This is a genomic window from Aeromicrobium sp. 10G20-16, assembly GCF_055809665.1.
Genome location: NZ_CM147919.1, coordinates 201,073 through 214,274 on the forward strand (window position 1 = coordinate 201,073; position 13,202 = coordinate 214,274).

Annotated in this window: 12 protein-coding genes; 10 read left to right on the plus strand and 2 right to left on the minus strand. The window is 70.3% G+C overall.

Going from position 1 to position 13,202, the window contains the following annotated elements; translation table 11 throughout:
- The first annotated feature begins 624 nt into the window (after positions 1-624).
- From carA to metK, 9 genes are read left to right on the plus strand one after another with little or no spacing between them, the layout of a single operon-like run.
- Positions 625-1,797, plus strand: coding sequence for a glutamine-hydrolyzing carbamoyl-phosphate synthase small subunit (gene carA, locus AC0L5F_RS00930; RefSeq protein WP_473314725.1), 1,173 nt, complete (start codon positions 625-627; stop codon positions 1,795-1,797).
- Positions 1,797-5,147, plus strand: coding sequence for a carbamoyl-phosphate synthase large subunit (gene carB / locus AC0L5F_RS00935; RefSeq protein ID WP_473314727.1), 3,351 nt, complete (start codon positions 1,797-1,799; stop codon positions 5,145-5,147). The genes carA and carB overlap by 1 nt, the downstream gene beginning before the upstream one ends.
- On the plus strand, positions 5,144-5,962 hold the full coding sequence (gene pyrF / locus AC0L5F_RS00940) for an orotidine-5'-phosphate decarboxylase (RefSeq protein WP_473314728.1): 819 nt from the start codon (positions 5,144-5,146) through the stop codon (positions 5,960-5,962). The genes carB and pyrF overlap by 4 nt, the downstream gene beginning before the upstream one ends.
- Before the next feature lie 30 nt (positions 5,963-5,992).
- Positions 5,993-6,433 (plus strand): hypothetical protein, encoded by a 441-nt coding sequence (locus AC0L5F_RS00945; RefSeq protein ID WP_473314729.1) that lies wholly within the window; start codon positions 5,993-5,995, stop codon positions 6,431-6,433.
- 15 nt (positions 6,434-6,448) lie between these two features.
- Complete coding sequence (gene mihF, locus AC0L5F_RS00950) at positions 6,449-6,772, plus strand: integration host factor, actinobacterial type (RefSeq protein ID WP_473314730.1); 324 nt, start codon at positions 6,449-6,451, stop codon at positions 6,770-6,772.
- Positions 6,765-7,355 (plus strand): guanylate kinase, encoded by a 591-nt coding sequence (gene gmk, locus AC0L5F_RS00955; RefSeq protein ID WP_473314731.1) that lies wholly within the window; start codon positions 6,765-6,767, stop codon positions 7,353-7,355. The genes mihF and gmk overlap by 8 nt, the downstream gene beginning before the upstream one ends.
- A 45-nt stretch (positions 7,356-7,400) precedes the next feature.
- A complete protein-coding gene (gene rpoZ / locus AC0L5F_RS00960; RefSeq protein WP_473314732.1) occupies positions 7,401-7,682 on the plus strand; it encodes a DNA-directed RNA polymerase subunit omega in 282 nt (93 codons plus the stop codon).
- A 25-nt stretch (positions 7,683-7,707) separates the two neighbouring features.
- Positions 7,708-8,940 (plus strand): bifunctional phosphopantothenoylcysteine decarboxylase/phosphopantothenate--cysteine ligase CoaBC, encoded by a 1,233-nt coding sequence (gene coaBC, locus AC0L5F_RS00965; RefSeq protein ID WP_473314733.1) that lies wholly within the window; start codon positions 7,708-7,710, stop codon positions 8,938-8,940.
- A 32-nt stretch (positions 8,941-8,972) separates the two neighbouring features.
- Positions 8,973-10,160: a methionine adenosyltransferase gene (gene metK / locus AC0L5F_RS00970; RefSeq protein WP_473314734.1), complete on the plus strand. Its 1,188-nt coding sequence runs from the start codon at positions 8,973-8,975 to the stop codon at positions 10,158-10,160.
- Positions 10,161-10,223: 63 nt separating this feature from the next.
- Here metK and AC0L5F_RS00975 read toward each other — a convergent pair whose 3' ends face one another.
- Together AC0L5F_RS00975 and AC0L5F_RS00980 are read right to left on the minus strand one after the other, a co-directional pair.
- Positions 10,224-10,709, minus strand: a complete 486-nt coding sequence (locus AC0L5F_RS00975) for an SRPBCC family protein (RefSeq protein WP_473314735.1) — start codon at positions 10,707-10,709, stop codon at positions 10,224-10,226.
- Position 10,710: 1 nt separating this feature from the next.
- A complete protein-coding gene (locus AC0L5F_RS00980; RefSeq protein ID WP_473314736.1) occupies positions 10,711-11,076 on the minus strand; it encodes an ArsR/SmtB family transcription factor in 366 nt (121 codons plus the stop codon).
- Positions 11,077-11,155: 79 nt separating this feature from the next.
- On the opposite strand from AC0L5F_RS00980, the gene AC0L5F_RS00985 reads away from it, so the two are divergent.
- Positions 11,156-13,153 (plus strand): primosomal protein N', encoded by a 1,998-nt coding sequence (locus AC0L5F_RS00985; RefSeq protein WP_473314737.1) that lies wholly within the window; start codon positions 11,156-11,158, stop codon positions 13,151-13,153.
- Positions 13,154-13,202 lie beyond the last annotated feature (49 nt).

The window sequence follows — 13,202 nt, forward strand, 5'->3', positions numbered from 1 at the left end:
CTCACGGTCGCTGCGCTCCCTGGCGAACGGGCCCGCCCGCCGTGGCGCGGAGCTTGTCGTTGGCGAACCGCCTGCTCGCCAAGGAGGCCGTTTGCGGCCGACTGTGAGGGAGCGAGGCACGAGCGACCGAGGCGACGGTGAGTTGTTCGGGTGTGGTTCGCCTCGGCCTGCGGCCTCACGGTCGCTGCGCTCCCTGGCGAACGGGCCTGCCCGCCGTGGCGCGGAGCTTGTCGTTGGCGAACCGCCTGCTCGCCAAGGAGGCCGTTTGCGGCCGACTGTGAGGGAGCGAGGCACGAGCGACCGAGGCGACAGTGAGTTGTTCGGGTGTGGTTCGCCTCGGCCTGCGGCCTCACGGTCGCTGCGCTCCCTGGCGAACGGGCCCGCTCGCCAAGGAGGCCGTTTGCGGCCGACTGTGAGGGAGCGAGGTACGAGCGACCGAGGCGACAGTGAGTTGTTCGGGTGTGGTTCGCCTCGGCCTGCGGCCTCACGGTCGCTGCGCTCCTTGGCGAACGGGCCTGCCCGCCACGGTGAGTTGTTCGGGTGTGGTTCGCCTCGGCCCTCGGGGCCTGCCCGCCGCACCGACACATTCCCTTCCCGGGCCACCGGACTTCAGGAGGTCCACGCATGAGCAACCGCAACTCCACGACCCTGCCTGCCGTCCTGGTGCTGGAGGACGGCCGCGTCTTCCACGGCGAGTCCTACGGCGCGGTCGGGGAGACGATCGCCGAGATCGTGTTCTCCACCGGAATGACCGGCTACCAGGAGACGCTGACCGACCCCTCGTACAAGGGTCAGATCGTCGCGATGACGGCTCCCCACATCGGCAACACCGGCGTCAACGACGAGGACTTCGAGTCCCGCCGCATCTGGGTCGACGGGTACGTCGTCCGCGACCCTGCCCGCGTCCACTCGAGCTGGCGGTCGACCGGCAGCCTCGACGACGCCCTCGAGGCGCAGGGCGTCGTGGGCATCTGCGGCGTCGACACCCGCGCTCTGACGCGCCACCTGCGTGAGCGCGGATCGATGCGGGCGGCAGTGGCGTCGGGCGACTGGCCGGGCGGACGACCCGACGGACACACCATCGACGAGATCCTCGGTCGGGTGCAGGCGGCACCGACCATGACCGGCTCCAGCTTCCTGGCCGACGTCACCACGCCCGAGACCTACGTCGTCCCGGCGGTCGGCGAGAAGCGGTTCACCGTTGCGGCGATCGACCTCGGCATCAAGGGCATGACCCCGCGCCGGATGGCCGAACGGGGCATCGAGGTGCACGTCATGCCGGCCACCGCCACCTTCGACGAGGTGCGAGCGCTGGCCCCCGACGGCGTGTTCATGTCCAACGGCCCGGGCGACCCGGCCACGGCCGACCACGCCGTCGCGGTCGTGCAGGACGTGCTCGAGGCCCGCATCCCGTACTTCGGCATCTGCCTGGGCAACCAGGTGTTCGGACGCGCCCTCGGCCGCGGCACCTACAAGCTGGTCTACGGCCACCGCGGCATCAACCAGCCGGTGCAGGACCTCACGACCGGCAAGGTCGAGGTCACGGCCCACAACCACGGGTTCGCCGTGGATGCCCCGATCGGTGAGGACTTCGAGACGCCGTTCGGTCCGGGCAGGGTCACGCACGTGTGCCTGAACGACCAGGTGGTGGAGGGGCTCGCGCTCCTGGAACGACCCGCCTTCAGCGTGCAGTACCACCCCGAGGCGGCCGCCGGCCCCCACGACGCCGCCTACCTGTTCGACCGATTCGTCCAGCTGATGCAGGACAACCCCGTCACGTCTGGAGCAGATGCCTGATGCCCAAGAGAACTGACATCCAGTCCGTCCTGGTGATCGGGTCCGGCCCGATCGTCATCGGCCAGGCGTGCGAGTTCGACTACTCGGGCACCCAGGCGTGCCGGGTGCTGCAGGAGGAGGGCCTGCGCGTCATCCTGGTCAACTCCAACCCCGCCACGATCATGACCGACCCGGAGTTCGCCGACGCCACCTACGTCGAGCCGATCACGCCGGAGTTCGTCGAGATGGTGATCGCCAAGGAGCGCCCTGACGCTCTGCTGGCCACGCTGGGCGGCCAGACCGCGCTCAACGCCGCCATCGCGCTCGACGAGGCCGGTGTGCTCGACAAGTACGGCGTCGAGCTGATCGGCGCCTCGATCGAGGCGATCCAGAAGGGCGAGAACCGCGAGACCTTCAAGCGGATCGTGGAGGACCTGCCGCCCGAGTGGGGCGCGGAGGTGGCCCGCTCGGTCATCTGCCACACGCTCGAGGAGTGCGTCGCCGGCGTCGAGGAGCTCGGTGGCTACCCGGTCGTGGTCCGGCCGTCCTTCACCATGGGCGGCAGCGGGTCGGGTCTGGCGTACGACCGGGCCGACCTCGACCGCATCGCCGGCTCCGGCCTGGCGCTCAGCCCCACCACCGAGGTGCTCCTCGAGGAGTCGATCCTGGGCTGGAAGGAGTACGAGCTCGAGGTCATGCGCGACACCGCCGACAACGTGGTGATCGTGTGCTCGATCGAGAACTTCGATCCCGTGGGCGTCCACACCGGCGACTCGATCACGGTGGCACCGGCCCTGACACTGACCGACGTCGAGTACCAGAAGCTGCGCAACATCTCGCTGGGCGTCATCCGCGAGGTCGGCGTCGACACCGGCGGCTGCAACATCCAGTTCGCGGTCGACCCGACGACGGGGCGCATCGTGGTGATCGAGATGAACCCGCGCGTCTCGCGCTCCAGCGCGCTGGCGTCGAAGGCCACGGGCTTCCCGATCGCCAAGATCGCGGCCAAGGTCGCGATCGGCTACACCCTCGACGAGATCCCCAACGACATCACGCTCAAGACGCCGGCGTCGTTCGAGCCCACGCTGGACTACGTCGTGGTCAAGGTGCCGCGGTTCGCGTTCGAGAAGTTCCCGGCCGCCGACCCCACGCTGACCACTCACATGAAGTCCGTCGGCGAGGCGATGGCGATCGGCCGCAACTTCACCGAGGCGCTGCAGAAGGCCCTCCGCTCGCTGGAGCGCCCCGAAGCGGTCTTCGACTGGAGCAAGAACTGGGTCGACCTGGACAAGGACGCCCTGCTGACCCAGGTGACCGTCCCGCACGACGGTCGTCTGCGCAAGATCATGGACGCGATCCGTGCCGGCGCCACGCCGGACGAGCTGTTCGAGTCCACCCGCATCGATCCGTGGTTCCTCGACCAGCTGGTGCTGATCAACGAGATCGCCGTCGAGCTGATCGAGGCGCCCCAGCTCTCACCGGCACTGCTGCGTCGCGCGAAGCGGCACGGGTTCTCCGACGTCCAGCTCGGACGCATCCGCGGTCTCACCGAGGAGGTCGTGCGCGGCGTGCGCCACGCGCTGGGGGTGCTGCCGGTGTACAAGACCGTCGACACCTGCGCCGCGGAGTTCGCCGCCACCACGCCGTACCACTACTCCACGTACGACGAGGAGACCGAGGTCGAGCCGCGTGAGCGGCCGGCGGTGATCGTGCTCGGCAGCGGACCCAACCGCATCGGTCAGGGCATCGAGTTCGACTACTCCTGCGTCCACGCCGTCATGGCGCTGTCGCAGGTCGGCTACGAGACGATCATGGTCAACTGCAACCCCGAGACCGTCTCCACGGACTACGACACCTCCGACCGCCTGTACTTCGAGCCGCTGACGCTCGAGGACGTGCTCGAGATCGTGCACGCCGAGCAGCAGGCCGGGCCGGTGGCGGGAGTCATCGTGCAGCTGGGCGGTCAGACCCCACTGGGACTGGCCGCGGGCCTGGAGGCCGCCGGCGTGCCGATCGTGGGCACCCAGCCGTCGGCGATCGATCTCGCCGAGGAGCGCGGCGCCTTCGGACAGGTGCTCGCCTCGGCAGGGCTGGTCGCACCCAAGAGCGGCATGGCCACGACGTTCGACCACGCCAAGCAGATCGCCGACGAGATCGGCTACCCGGTGCTGGTGCGCCCGTCGTACGTGCTCGGTGGCCGCGGCATGGAGATCGTGTACGACGAGGAGACCCTGGCCGACTACATCACCCGGGCCACCGAGATCACGCCCGAACGGCCGGTCCTGGTCGACCGGTTCCTCGACGACGCCATCGAGATCGACGTCGACGCGCTCTTCGACGGCGACGAGCTGTTCCTCGGCGGAGTCATGGAGCACATCGAGGAGGCCGGCGTGCACTCGGGCGACTCGGCCTGCGCGCTGCCGCCCATCACGCTCGGGGATCTGGAGATCGACCGCATCCGCGAGGCCACCGAGGCCATCGCCCGCGGCGTGGGCGTGCTGGGTCTGATCAACATCCAGTTCGCCCTGTCGTCCGACATCCTCTACGTCATCGAGGCCAACCCACGTGCCTCGCGCACCGTGCCGTTCGTGTCCAAGGCGACGGCCACGCCGCTGGCCAAGGCGGCCGCGCGGATCATGCTGGGGGAGTCCATCGCCGACCTCCGGACGGCAGGGTTGCTGCCGGCCACGGGCGACGGGGGCAAGATCGCTGACAACGCGCCCATCGCGGTCAAGGAGGCCGTGATGCCGTTCAACCGCTTCCGCACCTACGAGGGCACCTACGTCGACACTCTCCTCGGTCCGGAGATGCGGTCGACCGGAGAGGTCATGGGCTTCGACACCACGTTCGGCACGGCCTTCGCCAAGAGCCAGGCCGGCGCGCAGAACGGTCTGCCCACGGCGGGCAAGGTGTTCGTCTCGGTGGCCAACCGCGACAAGCGACACATGATCTTCCCGATCAAGCGACTGGCCGACCTCGGCTTCGAGATCCTCGCCACCAGCGGCACGGCGGTGGTGCTGGCGCGCAACGGCGTGAGGACCACCGTGCTGCGCAAGCTGCACGAGGAGCCGCTGGCCGGTCAGACCCGATCGACGATCGTGGACAAGATCAAGCAGCAGGACGTGCAGCTGATCATCAACACGCCGCACGGCATCTCGGCCGGCACCAACGCTCGCATCGACGGCTACGAGATCCGCACGGCCGCCGTCGCCGAGGGCATTCCGTGCATCACCACGGTGCAGGGGCTGGCGGCCGCCGTGCAGGGCATCGAGGCGCTGATCGACGGCAGCATCGGCGTCACCTCGCTGCAGGAGTGGGGATCGCTGGTGACGGCCGGCCGCGAACAGGTCGGGGGAGAGGTCGCGCGATGAGCTTCGGATCGCGGTTCGACGCCGCACGCCGCGCCTACGGCCCGTTGTGCGTCGGCATCGACCCCCACGCCCGGCTGCTGGAGGAGTGGGGTCTGCCCGACAGCGTCGAGGGCGTGGAGCGCTTCGCCGACGCCTGCCTCGAGGCGTTCGCCGGGCAGGTGGGCTTCGTCAAGCCCCAGTCGGCCTTCTTCGAGCGCTTCGGCGCGGCGGGCGTGGCCGTGCTCGAGCGCCTGCTGCAGGGATTTCGCCACACCGGAACGCTCACCGTGCTCGACGTCAAGCGCGGTGACATCGACAGCACCGCAGCGGCCTACGCCGACGCCTACCTCGACGAGGACGCGCCGATGGCTGCGGACGCGATCACCGTCAGCCCGTTCCTCGGGTTCGGGTCGCTCCAGCCGTTCTTCGACGTCGCCGCCAACAACGACGCAGGCGTGTTCGTGCTGGCTCTGACGTCCAACAAGGAGGGGCCGGAGTTCCAGCACGCGCGCACCGACGGCGGAGAGACCGTCGCGGGGTCGGTCCTCGCGCAGCTGCGCTCGATGAACGCCGGTGCGGAGCCGATCGGCTCGTTCGGTGCGGTCGTCGGCGCGACGATCGGCGACGCCGTCGAGGACCTCGACATCAACGGACCCCTGCTGGTGCCGGGGTTCGGGGCGCAGGGCGGCACGGTGCAGGACATCGACCGCCTGTTCGGCTCGGTCCGGCACCAGGTGATCGCCTCGAGCTCGCGCGGAGTCCTGGCCGTCGGACCCGACCCGGCGACACTGCGTGCAGAAGCCGCGCGCACCAACGTCGAACTTGTAGGCTCCTAGGACCCGCAAGGGCTCAGGAGGCCACACCGCATGACCGCACGCCGCCGGATCGTCGCGACCGTCGCGGTCGCGATGCTGCTCGGCTCCACCGCTGCCTGCGGCGGCGAGGAGGACCCCTACTGCGTCGCGGTCAAGGCGCAGCAGTCTGCGCTGGACTCCTTCGGCGCCAAGCGCACCGATGCGGCCTTCGCCGCGTACGCCAAGGCACTCGTGGCGATCAGCAAGGCCGCGCCCTCACCGATCAACGAGCAGTGGGCCAGCCTGGGTCGCGCGACCCAGGGCGTGGTCACGGCGCACGAGGACGTCGGGTTCGCCCTCGAGGACATGGGCGACGAGAAGAAGCGCACGGCGCTCAGCGCCGGCGACGTCGAGATCCTCAACAAGGCCTACAAGCGGTTCAACGGCACCACGTCGCAGCGCAAGGCCGTGGTGGCCGACGTCAAGAAGACCTGCGACATCGAGCTGAAGTGAGAACGAGGTGAGGACATGGCACTCCCGAAGCTGACTCCTGAGCAGCGTGAAGCGGCTCTGGCCAAGGCAGCCGCGGCCCGTCAGGTGCGCGCAGAGGTCAAGAACCGGCTCAAGCACTCCGGTGCCACGCTGGGCGAGGTGATCGCGGAGGCGCGGGCCAACGAGATCGTCGCCAAGCTCAAGGTCGTCGACCTGCTGCGCTCCATGCCCGGCGTGGGCGCGGTCAAGGCCCAGGAGATCATGGACCGCATCGGCATCGCCGACAGTCGACGGCTGCGCGGGCTGGGCGCCAACCAGGTCAAGGCGCTGCTCGACGAGTTCAACAAGCCGCGTGGCTGAGGGCCACCAGGCCCGTTCGCGTCTGGTGGTGCTGGCCGGTCCCACTGCCGTGGGCAAGGGGACCGTCGCCGCCTGCGTGCGGCGTGACCACCCGGAGATCTGGATCTCGGTGTCGGTCACCACCCGGCGCCCACGGCCCGGCGAGGTCGACGGGGTGCACTACCACTTCATCGACGACGCCGAGTTCGACCGGCTGGTCGCCACCGGTGGCCTGCTCGAGTGGGCCGTCGTCCACGGCCGTGCGCGCTACGGCACGCCACGCGCCGCCGTCGAGGAGCAGCTGGAGGCGGGACGGCCGGCTCTGCTGGAGATCGACCTGCAGGGCGCCCGGCAGGTGCGCGAGACCATGCCCGACGCCCTGATGTGCTTCCTCGCTCCGCCCAGCTGGGACGAGCTGACCCGTCGTCTGGTCGGCCGCGGCACCGAGACGGCCGAGGAGCGCGAGCGCCGGCTGGAGACGGCGCGGGTCGAGATGGAGGCGGCGTCGGAGTTCGACGTGACCATCGTGAACACAGATGTCGAGACCGCCTGTGCGGAGTTGGTAGACTTGTTCGGTGCTGGCCGCGACCCGGCCGGTTCCTGAACTGTCCTGAAGCACCCGAAATCCCCAGAAAACTGCGAGGCTCCCTTGTCAACCACGCGCTCAGTCGCCGAAGGCATCACCAACCCGCCGCTCGACGACCTGCTCGAGAAGGCCGACAGCAAGTACAAGCTGGTGCTCTACAGCGCTCAGCGCGCTCGTCAGATCAACGCGTACTACTCCCAGCTCGGCGAGGGCCTGCTGGAGTACGTCGGCCCGCTGCTCGAGACCGGCGTGCAGGAGAAGCCCCTGTCCATCGCGCTGCGCGAGATCAACGCCGACCTGCTGACGGTCGAGGACATCGACCCGACGGCCACCACCGAGGCCTGACCCACTCCCGCTCCGGGAGGCGCTCATGAGCCAGATCGTCCTGGGCGTGTCCGGAGGCATCGCCTCCTACAAGGCCGCCGAGCTGCTGCGGCTGTTCACCGAGAACGGGCACGACGTCCGGGTGGTTCCGACCCGTTCGTCGCTGAACTTCGTCGGCGCTGCCACGTGGGAGGCACTGTCCGGCCACCCCGCGCAGTCCGAGGTGTTCGAGCACGTCGACGAGGTCGCCCACGTCCGCATCGGCCGTGAGGCAGACCTGGTGCTGGTGGTCCCCGCCACGGCCAACCTGCTCGCCAAGGCGGCAGCCGGCATCGCCGACGACCTGCTCACCTCCACGCTGCTCACGGCGCACTGTCCGGTGGTGTTCGCACCGGCCATGCACACCGAGATGTGGGAGCACGCCGCCACGTCGCAGAACGTCCGCACGCTGCGCGAACGCGGCTGCGTGGTCATCGAACCGGCCGTCGGTCGGCTCACGGGCGTCGACACCGGCAAGGGTCGGCTGCCCGATCCCGAACAGATCTACGCGGCTGCGCTGCGGGTGCTCGACCCACGACCCGGTGATCTCGCGGGCCGACGCGTCGTGGTGTCGGCCGGTGGCACCCGCGAGTACCTCGATCCGGTGCGATTCCTCGGCAACCGGTCGTCGGGTCGCCAGGGCTACGCGCTGGCCGAGGCCGCCGTGGCCCGTGGCGCAGACGTCACCCTCGTGTCGGCGAACGTGTCGCTCCAGGCGCCCGCCGGGGTGGAGGTCGTGCCCGTGGTGAGCACCGAGGACCTGCGCCAGGCCGTGCTGGCGGCGTCGGCCGACGCCGACGCGGTCGTCATGGCTGCGGCACCCGCCGACTTCCGCCCGGCCGAGTTCGTCGACGCCAAGATCAAGAAGTCCCCAGACGGCATCGCGCCGCAGATCTCGTTGGTCGAGAACCCCGACGTCCTCGCCGAGCTGGTGCGCCATCGGGGCTCGGCTGCCGGCCCGGTCATCGCCGGGTTCGCGGCCGAGACCGGCGATGCGACCGCGTCCGTGCTCGACCACGCCCGCGCCAAGCTGCAGCGCAAGGGCTGCGACCTGCTGGTCGTCAACGACGTCAGTGGAGGACAGGTGTTCGGGAGCCCCGACAACCAGGCGGTGATCCTCTCGTCGGACGGGTCGGCGTCGGAGGTTCCGCTCGGTCCCAAGCTCGACCTCGCCCACGCCATCTGGGATGCGGTGGTCCAACGGATGGACTCCGGAACCGACCTGCCTCCCGGTCGTTAGACTCCCCAGAGCCCATCAACACAGGAGAACAAGTGAGCCGTCTCTTCACGTCCGAGTCCGTCACCGAGGGACACCCGGACAAGATCGCCGACCAGATCAGCGACAGCGTCCTCGACGCGCTGCTGGCCCAGGACCCCAAGAGCCGTGTCGCGTGCGAGACGTTCGTGACCACCGGCATGGTGCTCGTCGGCGGTGAGGTCACCACCGAGGCCTACGTCGACATCGCCCGCATCGCACGTGACCGGGTGCTGGAGATCGGTTACGACTCCTCCACCAAGGGGTTCGACGGTGAGTCCTGCGCCGTGCAGGTCACCCTCGATGCGCAGAGCCCGGACATCGCGCAGGGCGTCGACTCGGCGTTCGAGAACCGCGCCTCCGGCTCGGCCGACCCGCTGGACCTGCAGGGTGCCGGCGACCAGGGCCTGATGTTCGGCTACGCGTGCGACGAGACGCCCGAGCTCATGCCGCTGCCGATCACCATCGCGCACCGCCTCGCCCAGCAGCTGACCAAGGTCCGCAAGGACGGCACGCTGCCGTACCTGCGTCCTGACGGCAAGACCCAGGTCACGGTGGAGTACGACGACGAGGGCAAGCCCGTGCGGGTCGAGGCCATCGTCATCTCCACCCAGCACGAGGAGGGCATCGACCTGGAGAACCAGCTGCCCCAGGACCTGAAGAAGCACGTCATCGACGCGGTCCTGTCGCAGTACGACATCGACGCCTCGGGTGCCAAGCTGCACATCAACCCCACGGGCAAGTTCGTCATCGGCGGGCCCATGGGCGATGCCGGCCTCACCGGCCGCAAGATCATCGTCGACACCTACGGCGGCTACGCCCGCCACGGTGGCGGTGCCTTCTCCGGCAAGGACCCGAGCAAGGTCGACCGCTCGGCCGCCTACGCCATGCGATGGGTCGCCAAGACCATCGTCGCGGCCGGTCTGGCCACCCAGGCCGAGGTGCAGGTGGCGTACGCCATCGGCGTCGCGCACCCGGTGGGCTTCTACGTGGACACGTTCGGCACCAGCACCGTGCCCAACGAGAAGATCCGCGAGGCCGTGCTGGAGGTCTTCGACCTGCGCCCCGGCGCCATCGTCCGTGACCTGGACCTGCTGCGTCCCATCTACGCGCAGACCGCCGCGTACGGCCACTTCGGCCGCGACGGCCTGCCGTGGGAGGACACCAGCCGCGCCGACGCGCTCAAGGCTGCCGCCGGCGCCTGAGAGATCACGCCAGAACGCCCTCACCCGAACCGGGTGGGGGCGTTCTGCGTGGATGGGGAGCGCTCAGCCCTCCGCGAGCACGCCGTCGATCTGGCCCATGGCCTCGCGCAGACCCTCCTCCATGCCCATCGAGAGCACCTGCTCCAGCGCCTCGGTGGAGGCATAGGACGACACGGTGGTCATCGTCGTGCGCCCGCCCGTCTCGGCGAAGGTGAACACGAAGTGCGAGGCCGGCATGTCCTCCAGCGGCTCGCCGTCAGCGTCGGCGAAGTAGTCGTCGGCCGCGAACGAACGTCCCGGATCGACCGCCGTGACACGCCACAGGCCGTGGAACTTCTCGCCCTCGGGGGAGGTCATGTAGTAGCGCACGACGCCACCGGGCCTCAGGTCGTGCTCGACGACGGTGGCGGGGTGCGACGGCGGTCCCCAGATGCGCTCGAGCTTGCGGGGGTCGGCGTACAGGTCCCACACCCGGTCCTGCGGGTGGTCGAACGTCGCGGTGACGGTCAGGGTGCGGTTCTCGAGGTCCTTGTCGATCTTCAGGTCCATCTCATGCTCCTTCGGTGGTGGGTGTGTCGTTCGGTGTGGCGTCCAGCAGGTCCGACATGCGCTGGACGCGGCCCTCCCAGGCCTCGGCCAGCTGGTCGAGCGCTCGGCGGGCGCGCTGGACCGTCTCGGGCTCGGAGCGCACGAGCAGCTCCCTTCCTCGGCGGTGCTTGGTCACGAGGCCGACCTTCTCCAGCACGGCGACGTGCTTCTGCACGGCAGCGAAGCTCATGGGGTAGGCCTCCGCGATGCGGCTCACCGACAGCTCGCCCTCGACGGTGCGGCGCACGATGTCACGGCGCGTCGCATCGGCCAGGGCGTGGAACAACCGGTCCACCTCGGCATCGCCGATCTGCTGTAATACAACCATAAGGTTGTAGGTTAGTGATCGGGGGATCTGTTGGCAAGCGGCACGCGGCACGTCGCTGGCGACTGGTAGAAACACCCACGTGAGCGACGCGAGCGATGCCGGGGGGACCGACGAGCAGCTGGAGCTGATCCCGTCGCCGGCTCCGCGTCGGACCCGTCGGCCCAAGCCGGTTCCGGAGACTGCCACGGACCTGCCCGTGGCCCGCGTGGCCGTCGACACCGGACTGGCTCATCTCGACCGGTACTTCGACTACCTCGTCCCGGCCGACCTGCACGACCAGGCGGTGGTCGGGTGCCGGGTCAAGGTGCGATTCGCCGGTCAGCTCGTCGACGGGTTCCTCGTCGACCGGGTCGCCGAGTCCGACCACGAGGGGCGGCTCGCACTCCTGGCCAAGGTCGTCTCGCCCGAGCCCGTGCTCAGCCCGGACGTGCTCGCTCTGGCCCGCGAGGTCGCCGACCGCTACGCCGGCACGCTCGGCGACGTCCTGCGGCTCGCCGTTCCCCCGCGCCACGCCCGGGCCGAGCGGAGCACGCGTGAGCCGGCCCGCGTCCCGGGGAAGGCCGATCCCTCGGTGTGGTCCGACCTGGCAGGCGGTCCCGAGCTGGTCGCGTCGCTGGCGGCAGGGGAGAGTCCGCGCCGCTGGTGGAACGCGCTGCCGGGCACCGATCCCGCTGCGCTGGTGGCGCAGGCCGTGCTCGCCACCGTCTCCAGCGGACGCGGCGCCATCGTGTGCGTGCCCGACCAGCGCGACGTCGAACGGTGGCGCACCGTGTTCGCGACGGTGCTCGGCGACGACGGGTTCGTCGTGCTCACCGCCGGGCAGGAACCGGCCGAGCGGTGGCGATCGTTCCTGGCGGCGTCGCGTGGCGCGGTCACTGTGGTGCTCGGAACCCGCGCAGCCGCCTACGCGCCCGTCGCCGATCTCGGCCTGCTCGCGCTGTGGGACGACGGCGACGACCTGTTCGAGGAGCCGCGTGCGCCCTATCCGCACACGCGTGAGGTCATGCTCCTGCGCGCCTCGCGCGAGGGTTCGGGCCTGCTGGTGGGCGGGTATGCGCGCACGGCCGAGGGCCAGTCGTTGGTGTCGTCGGGCTGGTGCGGGGAGATCGTCGCCGAGCAGGCCGTCCGTCGTGCTCGCTGGCCTCGCGTCACGCTCACCGACGGCAGCATCGACGGCGCGGCTCCCGTGCGGCTGCCCGGGCCGGTGTTCGCCGAGGTCAGAGCAGCCGACGGCCCCGTGCTCGTCCAGGTGCCGCGCCGCGGCTACCGCACCTCACTGTCGTGCCAGCGGTGTCGTGCCTCGGCTCGGTGCTCGGCCTGCGAGGGTGCGCTGGTGCAGACGTCCGCCGGCGCCGCCCCGGTGTGTCGCTGGTGCGGAACGGTGGCCGACCCGTGGTCGTGCCGCGAGTGCGGCGGCACCGTGCTGCGGGCACCCACCGTGGGGCAGCTGCGCACCGCCGAGGAGTTCGGGCGCGCCTTCGGTGACCACCAGGTCGTCACCAGCGGCGGCTCGCACGTGCTCGACGAGGCACCCGAGGGCCGCACGATCGTGCTCTCCACCCCGGGTGCCGAACCACCGGTGCCCGGTGGCTATCGACTGGTCGTGCTGCTCGACACCTGGCTGATGCTGGGTCGCGACGACGTCCGCGTGGTCGAGGAGTCGCACCGGCGGTGGTTCAACGCGCTGGCGCTCGCCCGGCCCGGAGCCCACGCGGTGGTCATCGGCGATCCCTCCCATCTGCAGGCGCTCGTGCGTGCCGACCCGGTCGGTCTGGCCGAGCGGGAGCTCGCCGATCGCGCCGAGACCCACCTGCCTCCGGTCGCCCGGCTGGCCGCAGTGGAGGCCGACGCCGACGTGCTGGCCGCCCTGGTCGACCGTCCGTGGCCCGACCCCACCGAGGTCCTCGGGCCCGTGCCGCTCGACCCCCGCGATCCCCGGTCCGCCGAGCGACTGATCCTGCGCACCCCCCGCCGCCACGGCGCCGCACTCTCCGCTGCGCTGCAGCAGGTCGCCGCCGAGCGCAGCGCGGCCAAGCTCCCGGGACTTCGCATCCAGGTCGACCCCACGCGTCTGTGAGGGGTCGGTTTACCAGGAGACCCAGGTAAACCGTCACTCCTCCCGGGAA

What these genes read in the sequence shown, in the direction of transcription:
- carA (WP_473314725.1), top strand. Translation starts at nt 625, where the DNA reads ATGAGCAACCGCAACTCCACGACCCTGCCTGCCGTCCTGGTGCTGGAG.
- carB (WP_473314727.1), top strand. Translation starts at nt 1,797, where the DNA reads ATGCCCAAGAGAACTGACATCCAGTCCGTCCTGGTGATCGGGTCCGGC.
- pyrF (WP_473314728.1), top strand. Translation starts at nt 5,144, where the DNA reads ATGAGCTTCGGATCGCGGTTCGACGCCGCACGCCGCGCCTACGGCCCG.
- AC0L5F_RS00945 (WP_473314729.1), top strand. Translation starts at nt 5,993, where the DNA reads ATGACCGCACGCCGCCGGATCGTCGCGACCGTCGCGGTCGCGATGCTG.
- mihF (WP_473314730.1), top strand. Translation starts at nt 6,449, where the DNA reads ATGGCACTCCCGAAGCTGACTCCTGAGCAGCGTGAAGCGGCTCTGGCC.
- coaBC (WP_473314733.1), top strand. Translation starts at nt 7,708, where the DNA reads ATGAGCCAGATCGTCCTGGGCGTGTCCGGAGGCATCGCCTCCTACAAG.
- AC0L5F_RS00975 (WP_473314735.1), bottom strand. Translation starts at nt 10,709, where the DNA reads ATGGACCTGAAGATCGACAAGGACCTCGAGAACCGCACCCTGACCGTC.
- AC0L5F_RS00980 (WP_473314736.1), bottom strand. Translation starts at nt 11,076, where the DNA reads ATGGTTGTATTACAGCAGATCGGCGATGCCGAGGTGGACCGGTTGTTC.